Here is an 18,120-nt window from a genome sequence, read left to right on the forward strand (position 1 = left end):
TTTCATCGTCGCGAAAGTCAATTAAAACATACGAAATTTATGTTTTTTATGAAGCTTATGTTGAACCAGGCCTCGCGCGAAACCGAGTGATTTCACCACGCCGTGAAGGAGCAGCCGGTCACACGCTCCAATTCCTCGAGGTCATCCCGATCCGGCCGAATGCCGGCAAGCGTGAAGTAGTGCCGTAGGTTGCTGTGCAGTGCGGCGAGGCGGCCGTCCTCTCTCGGCGCCCTCCCGGCAGTCAGTTCCTCAGCAGTCCTCGCGATGATGAGTTGCTCGCCGTGCTCACACTCGATCTCACTGGCAAGCACGTGCCTATGCAGCCCCTTTGCCTCATCCGCGGTGAGCGACGCGGCTCCCGCCTTGCAGGCACGGCGAGCAGCGCGCATGACAAGGACGACCTCTCTATGCCAGGCATCGGCCCTTTCGACGATGATGCCGAACGTCTCTCGGTCGAGATCTGGCCTGGGCTGCGCGCTCCACCAGACGCAAAAAAGCAGCAGATTGACGTCGACGCCCAATTTCTCCTGCAGTTTCAGACAGGCGCTGCCGATTTCGGGCCGACCATAGGTTTCGAGCGAGAAACTCCAGAACGGATGCGGCGCGAAAAGCCCATTCCCGTCGGTATTGTCGGCTTTCCCGGTCATCGATCGATAGCCTCTCTCCGGCAGTTGGCGGCCGGCGTCCCAACAGCAGGCGATCCGAGTCTAGAGACGGCATGCAGCCACCGCAACGGACCCTGGCGTCGGCCCGCCGCGACTAGCCGAGCGAAAACGGCTGGACAGACCGGCCTCATGCTTTTATATGTTCAATGAAGCTATCTAATGTAGATAAAAGACTAATACAAATAGGTTCGACGGAACAGACCCCATGCATAGCGGTCCAACCCTTGCAAGAGAGCGATTGGAGGAGGCACTCGCCAGGATCGGCGATCCGTCGGGTGAAGGCTCCCGCGCCTGCCTGACGGTCTATGCCGACGCCGCGAGGGAGGCCGCGGATGCTGCCGACGCCCGTTCGCGCACCGGAACGCCTTTGGGTCCGCTCGATGGTGTCATTGTCAGCATCAAGGATCTCTTCGACGTCAGGGGCGAAGTAACGCGGGCGGGATCCAAGGCCCTGTTGCACGAGGGACGAGTGGCGGGGACAGACGCTCCGGCCATCCATCGGCTCCGAGCGGCCGGCGCCGTCATCGTCGCCAAGACGAGCATGAGCGAATTCGCATTTTCGGGCATCGGCACGAATCCCCATTACGGCACGCCGCGCAATCCACTCGACAGGAACCGCGTACCCGGAGGGTCGTCATCGGGGGCTGCGGTCGCGGTGGCGGACGGGTTCTGCGGCATCGGCATCGGAACCGACACTGGTGGATCGGTCAGGATTCCAGCGGCGCTGTGTGGTCTTGTCGGGTTCAAGCCGACCAAGGCTCGTATTCCGACCACGGGCGCGTACCCTCTTTCGATGACGCTCGATTCCGTCGGTTCGATCGCGCGCACGATCGACGACTGCGCGGTGTCGGTGGCAATCATGTCGGGCCAGGAGCCGCATTCTTCCCGCGCGACGTCGCTGGCTGGCTTGCGCGTTGGCGTCGCTCAAGGCCTTGTTCTCGATGGTCTTGATGGTGTGGTGTCGGAGGGCTTCGAGGCAGCGCTTGCGGCGCTCTCGTGCGCATCCGTGCTGGTCAGGGATGTCGCGGCACCTGAATTCGACGGCATGCGCGCTGTCAACCAGCGCGGCGGCATCGCCGCGGCTGAGGCCTTCGCCCTTCACCGCCATCGCTTGGACGGGAACCCGGACATTGATCCAAACATTCTGAGCCGCATTCAGAGAGGAAGCTCGATCAGTGCTGCCGACTATATCGACATGATCAGTGAACGGCAGGCCTTGGCACGAAGCTTCGATCAGCACTTCGAGGAATTGGACGTGCTGGTAATGCCGACCGTGCCGATTGTCGCGCCGACCTTCGATCAGGTCAGCACGGCTGAAGGCTTCTCGGAGCGCAATCTCATGTTGCTGCGCAACACGGCGGTCGCGAACTTCTTCGACTGTCCGGCCATAGCGCTGCCGCTGACGGGCATAGGCTCAAGTGCCAGCCTCATGTTGGTCGGTCGGGCCGGCCAGGACGACAGGCTTCTTTCCATCGCACGCGCGGTCGAGGCCTGCTTGGCAGGCCTTGGCGGCAATCCATCGAAGCAATCGGCCACGGGCGGAGAATTCCAATGATACAGACAAGGGCACTGGATCCGAAGAAGATCACCCACCTGACGATCGCGGGCTGGACCGGGCGCAATCAGGAGGCGGTCGAAAAGCATATCCTCGAACTTGAGGCGCTCGGTGTACGGCGTCCCGAAGCAACCCCGATCTTCTATCGCGTCGCGTCGTCCCTGCTGACGACGAACGAGACCATCGAGGTGATGGGGACAGCTTCCAGCGGCGAAGTCGAACCGGTGATTTTCTCGCTTTCCGGTGAACTCTGGGTGGGGATCGGTTCCGATCATACGGACCGCAAGGCCGAGACGGTCGGCGTCACCTTGTCCAAGCAGATGTGCGCCAAACCCGTCGGGCGCATTCTGTGGCGGTTCGCCGACGTCGCCGATCGATGGGACGACCTCGAGATTCAATCTCATGTCGTAGTTGGAGGCGAGCGACGCCTCTACCAGGAGGGAACGCTGCGCACGATGCGACCGCCAGCGGAACTGATCCGACTTGGGACGGGCAAGGAAACGATGGCTGATGGTTCTGCGATGTTTTGCGGAACGCTCGCGGTGCAAGGAGAGATCGGCGCATCCGAGCGTTTCGAGATGACGCTTCGCGATCCGCTGACCGGAGAGAGCCTGACCGCCTCTTATTCGACCATAAGCTTACCCGAACGAGGATAATCGGCATGTCGACGACCAAGGTTCATCAGGAATTCTTCAAGCTCGACCTGGACGAAGGCTGGCACACGCCCGAAGGCTATCCGTCGGGCATCAAGCAGAAGATCGTCGCCGGCAGTCTGGACGAGGCGGCGGGTAAGGGAAACCGCACCCGCCTTCTGCGCTTCGACCCTGGTGTCTATACGACCGCCCCGTTCGTTCACGCCTATTGGGAAGAGGTCTTTCTCCTTGCGGGCGACCTGATCGTTGGCAACGACATCAATGGAGAGGGCGGAGAAGAATTCACCGGCTACACCTATGCGGTTCGCCCGCCCGGCATCTACCACGGCCCGTTCAAGTCGAAGCACGGCTGCCTGCTTCTCGAGACCCACTATTACTAGGATCCGGCCCTGGGTGACATCACCCACCTGGCTGTCGCCTCCCTGGACAGGAAATGCCTATGTTGAAGCTCGCCGTTCCCGATCTGGTGTCGAATTCGTACTTTCCCGCCGAAGCGGCGATCGAACTCGGCTTCTTCAAGAAGGCTGGGCTCGACGTGTCGCTCGAGCTCATCTTCCCGGTCGACCGGGCCTACCGCGCCTTGCGTGACGGCGACGTCGATATCGTGGCCGGTTCCGCGCATTCGGCGCTGGCGGCATTTCCAGGATTCGAAGGCGCCAAGCTGCTCTGCGCCCAAGCCCAGGGCATGTACTGGTTCCTGGTCATGCATACGGATTTCAAGGCATCACGCCACGACTTGTCGGTGGTGAGAGGCAAGCGCATTGGCGCTGCACCGTGGGTCGAGATGGGGTTGCGTCGGCTGCTGGTCGAGAGCGGGATCGAGACCGACACCGTGACCATCATGCCGGTTCCATCGAAGCCTGGTCAGACGGTGAATTTCGGATTGAACGCGGCCAAGGCGCTCGAAGAGCGGCTGATCGATGGGTTCTGGGCAAACGGGATGGCCGCCGAACTGGCGGTTCGAGATGGGATAGGATCGGTCGTCGCCGATGTTCGGCGAGACGGCCCACCTTCTGCATTTGAATTCACATTTGCGTCGATCGCCACGCGGGCGTCCTTTGCTGCCGACAGGCCCCAAGAGGCGGCCGCGATCGTCTCAGCGATCGTTGAAACTCACGCGGCGCTGAAACAGGACGTCGACCTCGCAGGCAAAGTCGGACGTAGGCTTTTCCCCGGTAGAGCGGCGGACCTCATAGTCGATCTCATTCGTCGCGACCTGCCCTTCTACGATGCGTCCGTCTCAAGACGTGCGGTTGAAGGTATGAGCCGCTTTGCACGCGATCTGGGTATCCTCAACGCAGATCTGTCCTACGACAGCGTGGTGTGCACCGAGCTGTCCGATTTGTGGATTCCGTCCCAGCGCGCTGCACAAACGTCCGATTGATGCCGTGAGGTCAATGCTGCGACAGCAAACAAACCATCACATCAATCCTTGTCGAAGAACCTGTCGTCGCGCTCGGCAACCTTGAGTTCGGCGACGGCGAATTCGCTGTTGCGTGATAGTCTGGTGAACATGGATTGCGCGGACGCCAGGTCCGCCGCGGTGATGCCCGCGAACAACACGTCGTTTACCTGCCGGACGAACGCGGTCACCGATATGACGGCGGCTTCGCCTTCGGGCGTGAGGCTGACCAGGACGCTGCGACGATCATCGTCTGCCGCAACCTTGTTCAGCAACCCTTTGCGAATGAGGCGTCCAACTTCCGTCGTGACATGCGTGGAAGCGAGATGGACATAGTTCGAGAGCCGCTTGATGGTGACGCCGCCTTCTCCTTGGCGGTAAGCAACCCCAACGAGTACCGCAAATTGTGACCCAGTCAGCCCGATTGCCCGGCCAAAGGCTTCCCGGCACATCGCCAGCCTGCCGAGCACCTCGACAAACAGATAGATCACTTGCCGAAAATTGTCGTCGCTTCCGTCGACCAGCAACTCGGCATGGGAAACCGTCACAGGAGGAACGAACGCACGAGCCTTGGTCTTCCTCTTGGGAGGCGGGCCTTTCTTCGCAGGGCGCTCGACGGACTTGTTCTTCAGCGCCGCCATTATCCAATCATCTCCATGACATTCTTCATCGCATAGGCTCTATCGTGAAAGGCAGGCTTGACCACCGCGCTCTCCGTGAAACAACAAAGAAGACAATACATTCGAAACATATGTTTATAGGGTAATCTTTCGGATAGCAATTTCGACGGCTACGGTGGGAGCATTTTCCACACTGAAATTCGTTGTAAAGCCAGACATGATGAAAACTCGGATGGCGTCTCCTATCTTGCCGCGCCGCCTTGAGAGCGGTCAGCTTCTCAACCTGCGAGCCAGTTTATCAACTGGTCGCTTCACCACGGACCTATGGTCACGAGCCGCGATCGAGCCACGAGTTGACGCGGGTAAGCCTTATGAATTAATATACATTTTGTATGCTATGGCGAACTCGAAAGGTTCGACGAAGCCGACATTTTTTCGCCGGGACCATGTTCTGGCACGACCCAATCAGCGCGGAGTGAACCAGAATGACGTCGTACATGGCTGCTCTACCAACCCACCGAACCCTCTTTTATGGCGGCCAATGGCACGAGGCGATGGATGGCGCTGTTGACGAGATCATCAACCCGGCTACGGGGGAAAGTTTGGGAAATGCCGCGGCGGCGAGCAAAGCGGATGTTGATAAGGCAGTTCGCGCGGCCACCGCGGGATTCAAGATCTGGCGGCAGGTCAAATTGTCCGAAAGGGCGGCTATTGTCAGGGAGGCAGCGAGGATCATCCGCGCGAATTCGGAGAGGATTACCCTGACGGACTCGGCCGATTCCGGTGGCCCTTTCAAGAGAATGATCCGTGACGCCGAGGCAGGTGCGGCGACATTCGAGTTTTTTGCGGGACTGGCAACCGAGTTAAAAGGGAACACGATTCCGTTCAGCCACGATTCGCTCAATTATTCCGTCCGTGAGCCATTGGGCGTGGTGGTGCGTATCAATGCTTTCAATCACCCCTTCCTGTTCGCCGCGCAACGTGCCGCTGCGCCTCTCGTGGCTGGAAATGCTGTTGTCATCAAGCCGCCAGTACAGGCTCCTTTGTCGACCCTGCTCTTCGCCGAGTTGATCGGCCACCTGTTTCCGGACGGTGTGTTGAGCGTACTTCCTGGCGGGCGTGAATGTGGCGAGGCGCTGGTCGAGAATCCACAGGTCGCGATGGTCGGACTGATCGGTTCCGTCGAGACCGGCAAGGCGATTGCCCGGTCTGCGGCCGGTACGTTGAAGAAGTTGAGCCTGGAGCTCGGCGGCAAGAACGCGCTTGTCGCGTTTCCCGACGCTGACCCGGCCAAGGTCGCCGCGGGAGCCGTCCAAGGAATGAACTTCACCTGGTGCGGCCAGTCCTGCGGATCCACATCGAGGATATTCCTGCATGAGTCCATTCACGATGCGGTCGTCCAACAAATAACCGCGGCAGTTTCCAAGTTTTCCTATGGTGTTCCCACCGACCCGACAACTGAAATGGGCTGTTTGGTCAGCCAGCAGCAATTGGAGAAAACTGAGAGATATGTCCGGTACGGACACGAGGACGGCGCCACCCTGATTGCAGGCGGTCTCGCGCCTGCTGATCCGAAATTCTCGGGCGGCTTCTTCTATCCACCGACGGTCTTCGTGAATGTGCATCCCGCAATGAGGATCGCCCGCGAGGAGATTTTCGGACCAGTGATGTCGGTGATCAAATGGCAAGACGAGGAGGAGATGTTCGAGGCCGTCAACGACTCCGACCTCGGCCTTACCGCCTCGATCTGGACCCGCGATCTATCAACCGCTCATAAAGCGGCCGCGCGCATCGAAGCCGGCTACATCTGGATCAACAACAGCAGCGCACACTATTTGGGCGCACCGTTTGGCGGCTATAAGCAATCGGGACTCGGCCGCGAGGAATCCATCGAGGAACTCCTGGCCTGCACGCAGCTCAAGAACATCAATGTCACCTTGGATTGATCGGCGCGCAGCTTAGGATCTGCTTGGGACCAGTCGCGTCAATGTCCGGACCAGCGCCGAAGTCCCGAGACATCGAAACCGAACAGGTCAAGTGCTCGCCCAACAGTGTGGTCGACGATATCGGCGATGGTCTCCGGCTTTGAGTAGAAGGCCGGGACCGGCGGCATGATGATAGCGCCGGCTTCGGTCGCCAGGGTCATGCTACGCAGGTGCCCAAGGTGGAGCGGCGTTTCGCGCACCATGAGCACCAGTCTGCGACGCTCTTTCAGGACCACATCTGCCGCTCGGGTCAAGAGGCTCGATGTCGTGCCATGGGCAATTTCGGAAAGGCTTCGTATGGAACAGGGCGCAACGATCATACCAAGGGTCTTGAAGGAGCCGCTCGAAATGGAAGCCGCTATGTCGTCAGCCGAGTGAACGACGCTGGCCAGTGCTTCTATGTCCTTGACCTTCGTTGAAGATTCGTGAGCGGTAGCAATCTTGGCTGACTTCGTCATGACCAGATGCGTCTCCAACTCGAGTTCTCGTCCAAGCTCAAGCAGTCGTATACCGTACACGACTCCCGAAGCGCCACTTATTCCGATCACCAAGCGTCTCGGCGCTGACTGGCTCAATTCGCAATCTCCCGCATTCGAACTTACGCACCCCGTGGCGACCAAGGACCTTCTATTTTCGGCCATCCCAATTGCGCCGATGGACGCTCATTAAGAGGACAGAAGGCATCGCCAAGGCATAGCCAATTGATAAGCTACCATAGCATTTTCTCGCAAGCGAAAACTGCAGACAGGCTGCCCTAGCGAACGCGGCGGACCACCTTCGTCTGTACTGACGGCCGCGTAGACGTGGTGCTCAAAACACACGAACCACCGGACCAATCGCCGGCCCCTTCGGAACCGACATGCCCAACAGTCGTTTGTCCCCTTTCGCCAATTCGAAAGGAAACGCCTATGCCAGCCCCCGCCGAACTCAAATCCAGGTTCTGGGCATCCTTGAAGTCCGATATGACGATGATGATCGGACTCGATAACTCCAAGGTCATTCCTCGTCCAATGACTGCACAAATGGAGACTGACGGAAATGGTCCAGTCTGGTTCTTTACGGCGAAAGACACCGAACTCGTTCAGGGTCTGACGGATGGCAGCAAAGCGACCGCGACCTTCACGTCCAAAGGCCACGATCTGTTCGCCACGGTGCAGGGGAATCTTTGGCTCGACAACGACCGTGCAACGATCGATCGGCTTTGGAATCGCTTTGTGGCCGCATGGTTTGAGGGCGGGAAAGATGATCCGAGGCTAGCGTTGCTACGGTTCGATCCGCGGGAGGCAGAGATTTGGCTGGATGGATCGAGCGTAATGGCAGGGATCAAGATGTTGCTCGGGTTCGATCCCAAAGACGAATACAAAGACAACGTCGCCAAAGTCGAGCTTTGACTCTGACGCGCCGACCGCGCTGCGGGCTCTGGCCTAGTTCGATCGTTGTGTACTGCGTGCAGGCAACCCTGCTGCCCTCGGCACGAAGACGCGTTAACGCAGGGATCTACGCGCTTAGGCTCGACCTTACGCTACACATGCCTCGAGCACCGTGGGCGAGTGACCGGTAGCAGGGTGACACTCGATGGTCGCGTTGCTGCCTAAAGTTGGGACTCGATCGGGAGATGGCGGACCAGGATCGCCAGGATGCGGCGGAAAATCCCCGCTTCAGGTTCGTGAGAATAATTTTGGGACCTGCCTTCGTCGCATCCATGCCAGTGGAGCGCGTTGTTTTTCAGTTCGAGCCGATAACTCGCTTCCGGTGATATCTCTGCCTGGAACCTGCGCCGCAGTTCAGCGACCAATTCCTGATCCTCAAAAAGCACTCCCATTTCCGAGTTCAACGACACCGATCGCGGGTCAAAATTGAAGGAGCCGACGAAACCGGTCTTGTCATCGACGCTGAAAGCCTTCGTGTGCAGGCTGGCGCCCTTGGATCCAAATACCGAGATCGCCTGCCGCCGGCTGAACGGCTGAAGCTCAAAAATCTTGACACCGTTCCTGAGCAATCGCTTGCGATAATTTGCATAGGCGCCGTGGACCGCTGCGACATCAGTGGCTGCCAATGAATTGGTCAGAACCGCAACTTCAACGCCGTTGCTGACGAGGTCCGACAAGATTGCGGACCCCCTTTTGCCAGGAATGAAATAGGGAGACACAATTTCCAAGCAATTGCGCGCTGACTGAATGATCGGAAGCAATTCCTTCAACAGCCAACTGCGACGTCTCCAGCCGCGCACTTTCTCTGGAGGGTCGGAAATCACTCGAACACGTTCCACCCAGTGCACATCGTTGCCGGCCGCAATGAACTCAGCGACGGTCCCATGGTCGCCGATCCCGTTCAAAAGTTTTGACTCGGTTTCAGCATCGCTTCCTCCAAACAATTCGGCCTGCGTGGTCGCAGCGGCTGGACCGAGCGCGCCAATTGGTTTTGCGTCCTGGCACGTCCAGAAAGCCTTGAAAATTTCGGCGGTTTGCTGCACGGCGGGGCCGAGGAGGAGAACGTCGAGGTCGCGGAAATTTGTTTCTGCTGCATCAAAGTAGGCATCGCCGACATTGCGCCCCCCGACAATGGCGATGTCGTCGTCGGCTATCCACGCCTTGTTGTGCATCCTGCGCGTCAATGCAAAAAGCCGCAGGAGAACTTCCATGCCGCGTACAATGCCGCGTGCTCTGACGCCGCTCGGATTGAACAGCTTCAGCTCGATGTTTGGATGGCTGCTCAACGCCAGATATGCAGAATCACTTTTGCGCGGGTTGACGTCATCAAGCAGCATTCGCACGCGCACGCCCCGCTGAGCGGCCCGGAAAACTTCCTGCAGAAGCAAGCGGCCGGTGTGGTCGTCATGCCAGAGGTAGTACATGAGATCGAGAGTGCGAACCGCGCTTCTTGCCGCCAACACACGCGCGGCGAAGGCATCATAATTGTCTGAGATGAGCAGCAAGCCGCTCTTGCCGGTTTTGATATTGTCGTCCCGTGTTCGGGCGATGCAGACATCCATAAGTTGGCGACCTTTTGACGGCGGTCGAAGCCGCTAGAAATAGCCAGCGCTTCAGAGTTCAAACTGATCCACTACCGCGTTGCCAACCCATTGACTCATTTCGGCTCGCTCTTGATTGCCGCAACGAGAGCCTGAACCTGCTGGCCATGTTGTGTGGCAATCTTCAACAGGGTCACGGCCGTTTCGTGGGGTGTCCATCCCTGCGCCTGTGAGGCAGTTACCAAAGCAGCAAATGCGGTCTCCAGTGCGACTTCACAATTGATCTCCCGATCCGGGCTGCCCTCTGGCAATATTGGCGGTTCAACAGTCTGGGTCATGTCGGCTTTGTGCTACCTCCTGAGGCCAAAAAAGCTCAGAACGGCAAGGACGACGACGACGAGCCCGACGAGATAGATAATGCTGTGCACGGTTCGATCTCCTCAAAATGATTTGGCAGACCAAGCTCTCTCGCCCAGCCTTTGAGGATTTGGTGGCAACCCTCGCATCGAGTGAACACTTGGAACTGTCTAATGTTCCAATGCCCATGCCGCCTTTTCTAGATGCGAAGGTTTTCCTCGCCGGACAGATGCGCCGAGCAGTCCATGCTTGAACCAGTACGTGGTCTTCCGTTTCTGCCCTCGCTGAAGATGGCTCGCGCAATCAAAAGCTAAATTAGCAAATCGATGGATCGAAAAAACAAATCGCGCATTTATCACCGGGCTCAATGTCGGGCCGCTGGAGGACAACTCATGAAAAAGACATTGCTCATATTGAGCCTTATCATTCCGCTCGCAGCATGCTCGCGCACCGAGCAGGGCGCCGCAGTCGGTGGTCTGGGCGGTGCGGCAATTGGTGCCGCCGTAGCCGGTGATCCCGTGAAAGGCGCGATCGTTGGCGGTGCCGCTGGAGCCATTGCGGGCGCGGTGATCGGGCATGCCAGTGAAGCCGGTCAGTGCCGCTACAGAGATCGTAATGGGCGTGTCTACATCGCACGGTGTCCCGACGGATATTGATACTATCGGGCCGTGTGATCCCGTCAGCGGGATCACACGGCCCAAAGCTCGGCCGTTTGTCTTGGCTGCCGACAGGCTCCACATGATCCCAGTCAGAAAGCTGCGGTCTAAGGCTTCCTGTTTTTCAGCATCCGCGCTTCCCGCAAGAGCGATGCCCAATTGAGCCCGAGGAAGTCGATCAACTCACGGGCCTGTGCTTCGGTGATGCCGGTCTCTCTAGCCAGACGACGAGCCATATCGTCCGTCGCAGCCGGTGGCCTTCCTTGCTCGTCAACCATCTGTCGGATGTCCCTTCCTGTGACCCAACGGCCCGCGAGGTGGATGGTTCCTGCCGCCTGCCCAGCCCAACAGGCTCCGGCCATCTGCACAGCGTTTTGAGAAAGTCCGAACGGCGAGGACATCGTGGAACCTCCCTCTTCGGACGACGTTTGGCCTTGTGTGAAACGAAGGAGACCCTGTGTCATGGACTGGAACCGCGTCGAAGGAAACTGGAAGCAGGTCAAGGGTAAGATCAAGGAACAATGGGGCAAACTCACTGACGATGATCTTGATCGAATCGCCGGTAAACGCGATCAGCTCGAAGGCAAAATCCAGGAGCGTTACGGCATCGAGAAGGATCGAGCCCGTCGCGATATCGATGACTGGTATGGCCGGCAGGGATGGTAGGTTCGAATTCTCCGACCCGCGGAAGCGCGACTGAGCATAACGCCCGTCGCTCCATTCACGGCAGCGACGGGCCGTCCTTAGGGGATATCATGTCGCCTAATAGAGCGCGCAGAAAGAGACGTAGCTGCGCCGATCTGAAAGGCGGTGTTGGACGGCTAAGCAAAGCCGGATCAGGCGAGAGGTACTTTGCCGCGCTGGCGGCGCCCAACGACATCTGTTGAACGCGGGATTGATTGAGGCGCGCACAGTGGCTTCGAAGGCGGAAGGGAAACAGCAGCCGACCGGAACGAAACCCTCACTCATCGATGGGGAAGCGGCCAGTCGAGCTGCATCAACCACAGAAGGCAGCAAAGCCACCCTGCGGTCGGAGCCTAGAGGCCGCGGACGCGATGCTGCCTGGCCATCACAGATCCCGGCACTGGGCTGGAAGGATATCTTCTGGCGGCTGTGGGAAGAATTCAACAAGGACCGGGTCCTGCTGGTCGCGGCAGGCGCGACCTTCTATCTATTGCTCGCCCTGTTTCCGGCGCTGGCGGCCTTCATTTCGATCTATGGTTTCGTCGCGGATCCTGTCACGGTCGCGGATCATGTCGCCTATCTGGGCGGTTTGCTGCCGTCGGGCGGGCTCGATCTTATTCGCGACCAATTGCAGGCCCTGGCCAAGCAGAAACCGGGTGCTCTCGGAACCGGCTTCTTCATCGGCCTTGGCATCGCGTTATGGAGCGCCAACAGCGGCATGAAGGCGCTCTTCGACGCCATGAACATTGCTTATGAAGAGCGCGAGAAACGCAGCTTCATCACCCTCAACCTGATGTCGATCCTGTTTACGGTCGGAGCCTTGCTGATTGGCATCGTGCTGTTGCTGACCGTGGGCGTCGTTCCGGCATTGTTGCGCTATTTCTACCTTGATGCCTGGACCGAAACGCTTGTTGCGGCGTCCCGATGGCCGATCCTGGTTTGCACCACGCTGACCGGCATTTCCCTGCTCTATCGCTTCGGGCCGAGTCGAGAGTATGCCAAGTGGCGATGGCTGAGTTGGGGAGCCTTGATCGCGACCACTGTCTGGATCGGGGCATCGTGGCTCTTCTCGTTCTATCTGCAGCATTTCGCCAACTACAACGCCACGTACGGATCGCTTGGCGCGGTGGTCGGCTTGATGATGTGGACTTGGATTTCAGTCATCATCCTTATTGCCGGCGCCGCCATCAACGCGGAGATGGAACATCAGACGGCCGTTGACTCGACCACGGGCCCTGCCCTGCCCATGGGCAAGCGCGGTGCGGTCGTCGCCGACACATTGGGCAAGACTGCGGATTGATGGTCTGACGATCCCATCTGTCGCCGTTCTTGCGACGCAGCCTGAAATCACACGGTGCCAGAAGCGACACGCCGGCAATCAACTCAAGCGAATGACTTCCAAGGGTCCGCCATGCGCCATTGGCGCACCCGAAAATAGTTTGGACTGAACAGCGAGGTCTAAGTTTCGCTGCCTGGAAAATGTGCTTCAGCCTCATTCGGCTCAGACAGGTTCACCTGGAAAAGGCAGACCAGTCCCGATCTTTCGAAAGTCAGCACCACGCGTCCCGCGGAATCGGAGTCGAATATGCGCTCCAGGAGCTGGGTGCCAAACCCCTTGCGCTCGACGGGACCGACGGTCGGGCCACCAGTCTCTCGCCATTCGAGTTCAAGTTGGCGTTGCTGTTTTTGACCAACAAGCTTCCAGGATAGCGAAACCCTGCCGTTTGAATTCGACAACGCCCCATATTTGATCGCATTTGTCGTAAGTTCATGAAGTGCTAGAGCACATGAAAGGGCGACGTTGGGCGGAAGCCAAACCTTCCCTCCGCTGATTTGAAATCGTTCGATCGGAGCGTGTGGCTTGATCGAGGCTGTGACCAGATCATGGAGATCGGCGCCGCTCCAGTTCTTCTGCGTCAGGATATCGTGCGCCTTCGCCAGCGAGATGAGCCGGTCGGACAGGACCCGTCCTGCCTCGGGCAAAGTGGTTGCGTTGCGGATCGTCTGGCTTGCGATTGCCTGGACCACCGAAAGCGTGTTCTTGACGCGGTGGTTGAGTTCGTTGACCAGCAATTTGCGATGCTCTTCGCCGCGTCTGCGGTCGGTTATATCGAGGCTGATCTGCACGGCACCAATTATGCTGCCGCCCGGGCTGCGGATCGGACGCGCGCTCGAGAGCAGAAAGCGCTCCACGCCAGACGGAAGCGTATAGGCGAATTCTTCGTTGTCTGTCAGCTCTCCACGCATGGCCCGGCTCAGAGGCCGGTCCTCTCGGCTCACCGTATGCCCGTCCTTGACCGCCACGGTGTTGATCACGAGGTCGGGCGCGCCAAACGATTTGCGGGCGTCGGTCGGCAAACCCATGAGTTCCGCCGCGAAGCGATTGCGAATGACCTGTAGGGCTTGGGGGTCATAGGTGAACCAGACCGCTGCCGGCACCGTCTCCAGTACTGTCTCCAATTCATACCGGCGCTCGGCGATGGCGCGCTCGGCGTCTACCAGCGCCTGCGCAATGGCGCCGAACTCCGCAACCGTGGTGGACATGGGCTCAACTGCGCGGCCCTGACCAAGCGCCTCAGCTCGGGCAGCTAGGTCGGTGGTCGCTCCAGTGAAGCGCTTTCCCACGACGTAGCCGAGAGCGATCGACACAAGAAGTGCCAGCAGGCCGATCCCGCAAATTGCCGCGAGCGAGCGCCATAGCGGCGCCTGCACCTCGGAAAGCGGCACGTTGGCGGTATAGAACCAATCGGAATAGGAGGATCGGTAGTAGCCCGCCAGCAGCGTGGTGCCCTCGAAGTTGCGGGATGTGAAGCTGCCGGAGCGGCCAACGATCTTTTCCAGATATTCCGGCAATCCAGGCTTGCCGCTCATCTCCTGATGCGACCTGGAACGTGCCACGTAACTTCCGTGGCGATCTCCAACACCAACCGTCCACCCCTCAAGAACAGCAGGCATCATCACATCCCGGATGCGTCCGGTCGGGATGGAAATCGAAAGGACCAGATCTTCGCCCGTCGGCGCCGGCACCCGTATGGCAACGGCTATGCGGTAGTTTTTGGAATCCTCGCTGGCAAAGACGTCGCTGACGAAAATGCCGGACGCTTTGAGTTTCTCCAGATCCCCTGCCGGCATCGGTTCGACCGGCGGCAGAACTTCACCGTGCCCGATCCCTGTATTCAACAACTGATTGCGACCTAAATCGCGCAGGACGATGATCCGGTCCGTCCCTTCGACCAGGCTGAGCGCCTCGCCGCGAAAGGTTTCCAGATCGCCATTGGCCAGAGCAGGCGATTTCGACAGACCGTTGAGAGTCGTTTGAAGATTGGCTAGTTCGCCCTCGACAACGAGCGAAACCTGCCGGGCGGTTTGGCGAGCGTCCTGGTCGAAGCGGGACCGCTCATGCACAGCATATTGGACCAGCAGATAGGCCGCGAAGAGCCAGACCGGTATCACCGCGGCCGCGATCAGACCAAGCAGGTGCGATCGAGCTGATCGACGAGGCAAAATGCTGTTTCCCCTGCCGCCTCAGAAAACCTGGCCAACCATAATCGCAAGCCGGTGAACAGCAAGCATTAGTTCAAGCTAGAGCGGCCGCGGCAGTCGAGAGAAATTCGACCCGCCGATAAACGGACTGATCCCACAAATAATGCGTCGGACCGGCCCCTCGGGTTTGCGTGAGAATGATCCGTTGGGGCCGGTTCGCGTCGAAGCCGTAATTTTTTACCGAGGGCCAGCCTTTCGGAATTTCATCCCTGTCTAAGTCTATAATATTAGTGGACTTTAATCCTCGGCCCCTCCCTCAGGGCTGGCAATCGAAGCTGTGCCCTCTGTTTCAAAGGATTAAGATACCATGCGAAAACTGATTTCCGCTGCCCTTGTCGGGCTTGCCCTGGCGGCCAGCTCCGCCGCAGCGCTTGCCGCCGACAAGAAAGTCGTCATCGCCTACCAGACGGGTGCCAATCCGTACAATCTCGGCATTGCCAATGGCGATCTTGCCAAGAAGACCGGCTGGGACATCGAATTCCGCCGCTTCAATTCAGGCGCCGACATCTTCGCCGCCATCGCATCCGGCGACGTCCAGATCGGTGATGTCGGATCGAGCCCGTTCGCGGCCGCCGTCAGCAGGGGCATCGACGTGAAGGCGTTCTACATCTCCTCGGTCTCTCGTGACGGCGAAGCCCTGGTGGTGCGGCCCGAGATCAAGTCGCCGGCCGACTTGCGGGGCAAGAAGCTCGCCGCAGCACCCGTCTCGACTGACCATTACCAGCTTCTCGCCGTACTCAAGCAGGAAGGCATCACGGAGAAGGAAACCCAGGTCATCGCCATTCCTCAGCCCGAAATCGTCGCGGCCTGGAAGCGCGGTGACATCGATGGCGCCTTCGTCTGGGATCCGGCACTCTCCGAACTCAAGAAGAACGGCAAGGTCCTGCTCACAGCCGGCCAGGTCGCTGATCGCGGCGCTCCGACCTTCAGCGCACTTGTCGTGACCGGCGATTTTGCCAAGGCCAATCCCGACTTCCTCGGCCAGTATGTGCGGCTGATCGACGGCTACACGACGTCATACCTGACCAACCCGGCTTCCTGGGGACCGGACTCCGAGAGCGCCAAGGCGATCGCCAAATTGCAGGGCGGCACGGCGGCCGAGAATTCGGAGCAGTTGAAGACGACGGTGGTTCCGCCGCTCGACGAACAGGCTTCCGACAAATGGCTGGGCGGTGGCGACAAGAGCGCTGTCGCGAAAATCCTCAAGGACACTGCGGGCTTCCTGAAGGACCAGAAGAAGATCACCGCCATCAAGGACAGCTACGCCTCAGCCGCCGATCCGCAATATGCGGAGGCCGCCAAGGCTTCCAACTAAAAGTCCTTGAACGACATTCGGCTCTGGCTGGCGGCAATCTCGCCAGCCAGGCTTGCCTGGAGGCCACCATGCTTCGAATTCGCGACGCCAGCGTCACCTTTCCAGCTTCCGACGGCCAGGACGTTCACGCGCTCGATCACGTCTCGCTCGACATTGCACCTGATTCCATTGTCGTCGCCGTCGGTGCTTCCGGGTGCGGCAAGTCGACATTGCTCAACGCGATCGCCGGCTTCCTGCCGCTCACCCAGGGCACGATCACTCTGGATGGAAAGGAGATTGTCGCCCCCGGCGGCGATCGTGGTGTCGTCTTCCAGAAGGATACCTTGTTGCCCTGGGCCAATGTGCTGGACAACGTTGCTCTCGGCCTGAAATACCGGGGCGTGCCGCGCAGTGAACGCCATGAGCGATCGAGGCGTCTGCTGGAACTGGTCGGGCTCGCCGATTTCGCCGAAAAGCCGCCCTATGAACTGTCCGGCGGCATGCGCCAGCGCGTCGGCATCGCGCGAGCCCTGGCCACCGATCCGAAGATCCTGCTGATGGACGAGCCGTTCGGCGCCCTCGACAGCCTGACGCGCGAGACAATGCAGCAGCTTCTGGCCTCGGTCTGGGCCAAGACCGGCAAGCAGATCCTGTTCATCACCCATTCCATAGAGGAAGCCCTCACGCTCGGCACGACCATCGTTGTGATGTCGCCTCGGCCTGGCCGTATCGTTGCCCGGTTCGAGGCCGATTTCGTCCGCGAGTTTGCCAGGAGCGGCGACATCGGGCCGATCCAGTCCCACCCGCGTTTCATTGAACTGCGTCAGGAAATCCGCTCGCTGATCCACCAGCCGGAAGGCGCCCGCACAGGAACCTTGCAATGACGCTTGCCGCCAATTCCCCGACTTCGTTCCCACCTTCGACGACCCAGCGCAGGCCTTCCCTCCGGCCACGCCGATCCGCGTCGACAGGCACGCTCGGCATAAGCCTGGTCACGCTGGCTGCACTGATCGCGTTGTGGTTCATCGCCGCGCGCTTTGGCTGGGCGTCGCCGCTGTTCCTGCCGTCGCCAGCCGAGGTGCTGACCCAGTTCAGCGCCGTCTGGGCCGACGGTTATGCCAACGGCACGCTTCTCGACCACACACTGGCAAGCCTGGGCCGTATCGCCGCGGCGCTCGGCGTCGGCATTTTCCTGGGCATTCCGCTCGGCCTGCTGATGGGCCTCAATCGTTGGGTCAAGGGCATCTTCAGCGTGCCGATCGATCTCTACTGGGGCTTGCCGCCGCTGGCCTACCTGCCCCTGCTGATCATCTGGCTGGGCATCGGCGAGACTTCCAAGATCGTGCTCCTGTCGCTGTCAACCTTTGCCCCAATCTGCTTTGCCGCACAGGCCGGTGTCCGGTCAGTGCCGGCTGAACGCATCAATGCCGCGCTGTCGCTCGGCGCCAGCCGGCTGCAACTGTTCACCAGCATCATCCTGCCGTCCGCATTGCCGGAAATCATGACCGGCTTGAAGATTGCCATCGGTGCCGGATTGTCGACGCTGGTCGCGGCCGAGCTTATCGCGGCCCAGTCAGGCCTTGGCTACATGATCATGTCGGCCGCCAATTTCCTCGCCACCGACGTCGTCTTCGTCGGCCTCATCGTCATCGCCATCCTTGCCTTTGCGTTCACCAGCGGCATGCGCTGGCTGGAGCACCGTCTCATCCCCTGGAAGGGCAAGCTCTGACGCTTG

At 59.5% G+C, this 18,120-nt stretch carries 19 protein-coding genes; 12 read left to right on the forward strand and 7 right to left on the reverse strand.

The annotated features are described in order from the left end of the window. Positions 1 to 92: 92 nt before the first annotated feature. On the reverse strand, positions 93 to 647 hold the full coding sequence (locus tag AC1D08_RS13160) for a TIGR02444 family protein (protein WP_477423280.1): 555 nt from the start codon (positions 645 to 647) through the stop codon (positions 93 to 95). Between the two features lie 223 nt (positions 648 to 870). On the opposite strand from AC1D08_RS13160, the gene AC1D08_RS13165 reads away from it, so the two are divergent. Genes AC1D08_RS13165 through AC1D08_RS13180 form a run of 4 tightly spaced genes read left to right on the forward strand, consistent with a single transcriptional unit; the run spans position 871 to position 4,257 of the window. Further along, positions 871 to 2,220, forward strand: coding sequence for an amidase (locus AC1D08_RS13165; protein WP_477423282.1), 1,350 nt, complete (start codon positions 871 to 873; stop codon positions 2,218 to 2,220). Continuing rightward, positions 2,217 to 2,876, forward strand: coding sequence for a DUF2848 domain-containing protein (locus AC1D08_RS13170; RefSeq protein WP_477423284.1), 660 nt, complete (start codon positions 2,217 to 2,219; stop codon positions 2,874 to 2,876). The genes AC1D08_RS13165 and AC1D08_RS13170 overlap by 4 nt, the downstream gene beginning before the upstream one ends. 5 nt (positions 2,877 to 2,881) lie before the next feature. Next, the gene (locus AC1D08_RS13175; RefSeq protein WP_457154546.1) at positions 2,882 to 3,253 is read left to right on the forward strand and encodes a cupin; all 372 of its coding nucleotides are present in this window, start codon (positions 2,882 to 2,884) and stop codon (positions 3,251 to 3,253) included. Between the two features lie 59 nt (positions 3,254 to 3,312). Then, positions 3,313 to 4,257 (forward strand): ABC transporter substrate-binding protein, encoded by a 945-nt coding sequence (locus AC1D08_RS13180; protein WP_457154547.1) that lies wholly within the window; start codon positions 3,313 to 3,315, stop codon positions 4,255 to 4,257. A gap of 41 nt (positions 4,258 to 4,298) precedes the next feature. Here the strand turns inward: AC1D08_RS13180 and AC1D08_RS13185 are convergent, their stop codons facing one another. Beyond that, positions 4,299 to 4,916: a MarR family winged helix-turn-helix transcriptional regulator gene (locus AC1D08_RS13185; protein WP_457154548.1), complete on the reverse strand. Its 618-nt coding sequence runs from the start codon at positions 4,914 to 4,916 to the stop codon at positions 4,299 to 4,301. Positions 4,917 to 5,380: 464 nt separating this feature from the next. Between AC1D08_RS13185 and AC1D08_RS13190 the strand changes: the two genes are divergently transcribed. Further along, positions 5,381 to 6,841 (forward strand): aldehyde dehydrogenase family protein, encoded by a 1,461-nt coding sequence (locus tag AC1D08_RS13190; protein ID WP_477423286.1) that lies wholly within the window; start codon positions 5,381 to 5,383, stop codon positions 6,839 to 6,841. Positions 6,842 to 6,879: 38 nt separating this feature from the next. Here the strand turns inward: AC1D08_RS13190 and AC1D08_RS13195 are convergent, their stop codons facing one another. Continuing rightward, positions 6,880 to 7,455, reverse strand: a complete 576-nt coding sequence (locus tag AC1D08_RS13195) for a UbiX family flavin prenyltransferase (RefSeq protein WP_457155509.1) — start codon at positions 7,453 to 7,455, stop codon at positions 6,880 to 6,882. 333 nt (positions 7,456 to 7,788) lie between these two features. Here AC1D08_RS13195 and AC1D08_RS13200 point away from each other — a divergent pair, with 333 nt between their 5' ends. Next, a complete protein-coding gene (locus AC1D08_RS13200; protein WP_095091062.1) occupies positions 7,789 to 8,271 on the forward strand; it encodes a pyridoxamine 5'-phosphate oxidase family protein in 483 nt (160 codons plus the stop codon). A gap of 200 nt (positions 8,272 to 8,471) precedes the next feature. Here the strand turns inward: AC1D08_RS13200 and AC1D08_RS13205 are convergent, their stop codons facing one another. Together AC1D08_RS13205 and AC1D08_RS13210 are read right to left on the reverse strand one after the other, a co-directional pair. Next, entirely contained in the window at positions 8,472 to 9,872 is a 1,401-nt protein-coding gene (locus AC1D08_RS13205; protein WP_477423288.1) for a phospholipase D-like domain-containing protein, read from the reverse strand. Between the two features lie 95 nt (positions 9,873 to 9,967). Beyond that, on the reverse strand, positions 9,968 to 10,189 hold the full coding sequence (locus tag AC1D08_RS13210) for a hypothetical protein (protein ID WP_095091060.1): 222 nt from the start codon (positions 10,187 to 10,189) through the stop codon (positions 9,968 to 9,970). Between the two features lie 411 nt (positions 10,190 to 10,600). Here AC1D08_RS13210 and AC1D08_RS13215 point away from each other — a divergent pair, with 411 nt between their 5' ends. Further along, positions 10,601 to 10,864: a YMGG-like glycine zipper-containing protein gene (locus AC1D08_RS13215; protein WP_095091059.1), complete on the forward strand. Its 264-nt coding sequence runs from the start codon at positions 10,601 to 10,603 to the stop codon at positions 10,862 to 10,864. A gap of 107 nt (positions 10,865 to 10,971) precedes the next feature. Here the strand turns inward: AC1D08_RS13215 and AC1D08_RS13220 are convergent, their stop codons facing one another. Further along, positions 10,972 to 11,265: a hypothetical protein gene (locus AC1D08_RS13220; RefSeq protein WP_477423290.1), complete on the reverse strand. Its 294-nt coding sequence runs from the start codon at positions 11,263 to 11,265 to the stop codon at positions 10,972 to 10,974. A 61-nt stretch (positions 11,266 to 11,326) separates the two neighbouring features. Here AC1D08_RS13220 and AC1D08_RS13225 point away from each other — a divergent pair, with 61 nt between their 5' ends. Both AC1D08_RS13225 and AC1D08_RS13230 read left to right on the forward strand, forming a co-directional pair. Then, the gene (locus AC1D08_RS13225) at positions 11,327 to 11,530 is read left to right on the forward strand and encodes a CsbD family protein (protein ID WP_095091057.1); all 204 of its coding nucleotides are present in this window, start codon (positions 11,327 to 11,329) and stop codon (positions 11,528 to 11,530) included. 247 nt (positions 11,531 to 11,777) lie between these two features. After that, on the forward strand, positions 11,778 to 12,848 hold the full coding sequence (locus AC1D08_RS13230; protein ID WP_477227073.1) for a YihY/virulence factor BrkB family protein: 1,071 nt from the start codon (positions 11,778 to 11,780) through the stop codon (positions 12,846 to 12,848). A 158-nt stretch (positions 12,849 to 13,006) separates the two neighbouring features. Here AC1D08_RS13230 and AC1D08_RS13235 read toward each other — a convergent pair whose 3' ends face one another. Further along, entirely contained in the window at positions 13,007 to 15,052 is a 2,046-nt protein-coding gene (locus AC1D08_RS13235; protein WP_477423292.1) for a sensor histidine kinase, read from the reverse strand. A gap of 346 nt (positions 15,053 to 15,398) precedes the next feature. On the opposite strand from AC1D08_RS13235, the gene tauA reads away from it, so the two are divergent. The 3 genes from tauA (at position 15,399) to AC1D08_RS13250 (ending at position 18,114) form a co-directional block, all read left to right on the forward strand. Further along, positions 15,399 to 16,406, forward strand: coding sequence for a taurine ABC transporter substrate-binding protein (gene tauA / locus AC1D08_RS13240; protein ID WP_457153789.1), 1,008 nt, complete (start codon positions 15,399 to 15,401; stop codon positions 16,404 to 16,406). 68 nt (positions 16,407 to 16,474) lie between these two features. Beyond that, positions 16,475 to 17,269, forward strand: a complete 795-nt coding sequence (locus tag AC1D08_RS13245) for a taurine ABC transporter ATP-binding protein (RefSeq protein ID WP_457153790.1) — start codon at positions 16,475 to 16,477, stop codon at positions 17,267 to 17,269. Further along, positions 17,266 to 18,114: an ABC transporter permease subunit gene (locus tag AC1D08_RS13250; RefSeq protein ID WP_457153791.1), complete on the forward strand. Its 849-nt coding sequence runs from the start codon at positions 17,266 to 17,268 to the stop codon at positions 18,112 to 18,114. Before AC1D08_RS13245 ends, AC1D08_RS13250 begins: the two co-directional genes overlap by 4 nt. Positions 18,115 to 18,120: the final 6 nt, after the last annotated feature.

The organism is Mesorhizobium sp. P2_E6, from assembly GCF_056403835.1.

Bases quoted from the DNA above. Each gene is read 5' to 3' on its own strand.
- AC1D08_RS13160 (WP_477423280.1), bottom strand. From the start codon at position 647: ATGACCGGGAAAGCCGACAATACCGACGGGAATGGGCTTTTCGCGCCG.
- AC1D08_RS13165 (WP_477423282.1), top strand. From the start codon at position 871: ATGCATAGCGGTCCAACCCTTGCAAGAGAGCGATTGGAGGAGGCACTC.
- AC1D08_RS13170 (WP_477423284.1), top strand. From the start codon at position 2,217: ATGATACAGACAAGGGCACTGGATCCGAAGAAGATCACCCACCTGACG.
- AC1D08_RS13175 (WP_457154546.1), top strand. From the start codon at position 2,882: ATGTCGACGACCAAGGTTCATCAGGAATTCTTCAAGCTCGACCTGGAC.
- AC1D08_RS13180 (WP_457154547.1), top strand. From the start codon at position 3,313: ATGTTGAAGCTCGCCGTTCCCGATCTGGTGTCGAATTCGTACTTTCCC.
- AC1D08_RS13185 (WP_457154548.1), bottom strand. From the start codon at position 4,916: ATGGCGGCGCTGAAGAACAAGTCCGTCGAGCGCCCTGCGAAGAAAGGC.
- AC1D08_RS13190 (WP_477423286.1), top strand. From the start codon at position 5,381: ATGACGTCGTACATGGCTGCTCTACCAACCCACCGAACCCTCTTTTAT.
- AC1D08_RS13200 (WP_095091062.1), top strand. From the start codon at position 7,789: ATGCCAGCCCCCGCCGAACTCAAATCCAGGTTCTGGGCATCCTTGAAG.
- AC1D08_RS13205 (WP_477423288.1), bottom strand. From the start codon at position 9,872: ATGGATGTCTGCATCGCCCGAACACGGGACGACAATATCAAAACCGGC.
- AC1D08_RS13210 (WP_095091060.1), bottom strand. From the start codon at position 10,189: ATGACCCAGACTGTTGAACCGCCAATATTGCCAGAGGGCAGCCCGGAT.
- AC1D08_RS13215 (WP_095091059.1), top strand. From the start codon at position 10,601: ATGAAAAAGACATTGCTCATATTGAGCCTTATCATTCCGCTCGCAGCA.
- AC1D08_RS13220 (WP_477423290.1), bottom strand. From the start codon at position 11,265: ATGTCCTCGCCGTTCGGACTTTCTCAAAACGCTGTGCAGATGGCCGGA.
- AC1D08_RS13225 (WP_095091057.1), top strand. From the start codon at position 11,327: ATGGACTGGAACCGCGTCGAAGGAAACTGGAAGCAGGTCAAGGGTAAG.
- tauA (WP_457153789.1), top strand. From the start codon at position 15,399: ATGCGAAAACTGATTTCCGCTGCCCTTGTCGGGCTTGCCCTGGCGGCC.
- AC1D08_RS13245 (WP_457153790.1), top strand. From the start codon at position 16,475: ATGCTTCGAATTCGCGACGCCAGCGTCACCTTTCCAGCTTCCGACGGC.
- AC1D08_RS13250 (WP_457153791.1), top strand. From the start codon at position 17,266: ATGACGCTTGCCGCCAATTCCCCGACTTCGTTCCCACCTTCGACGACC.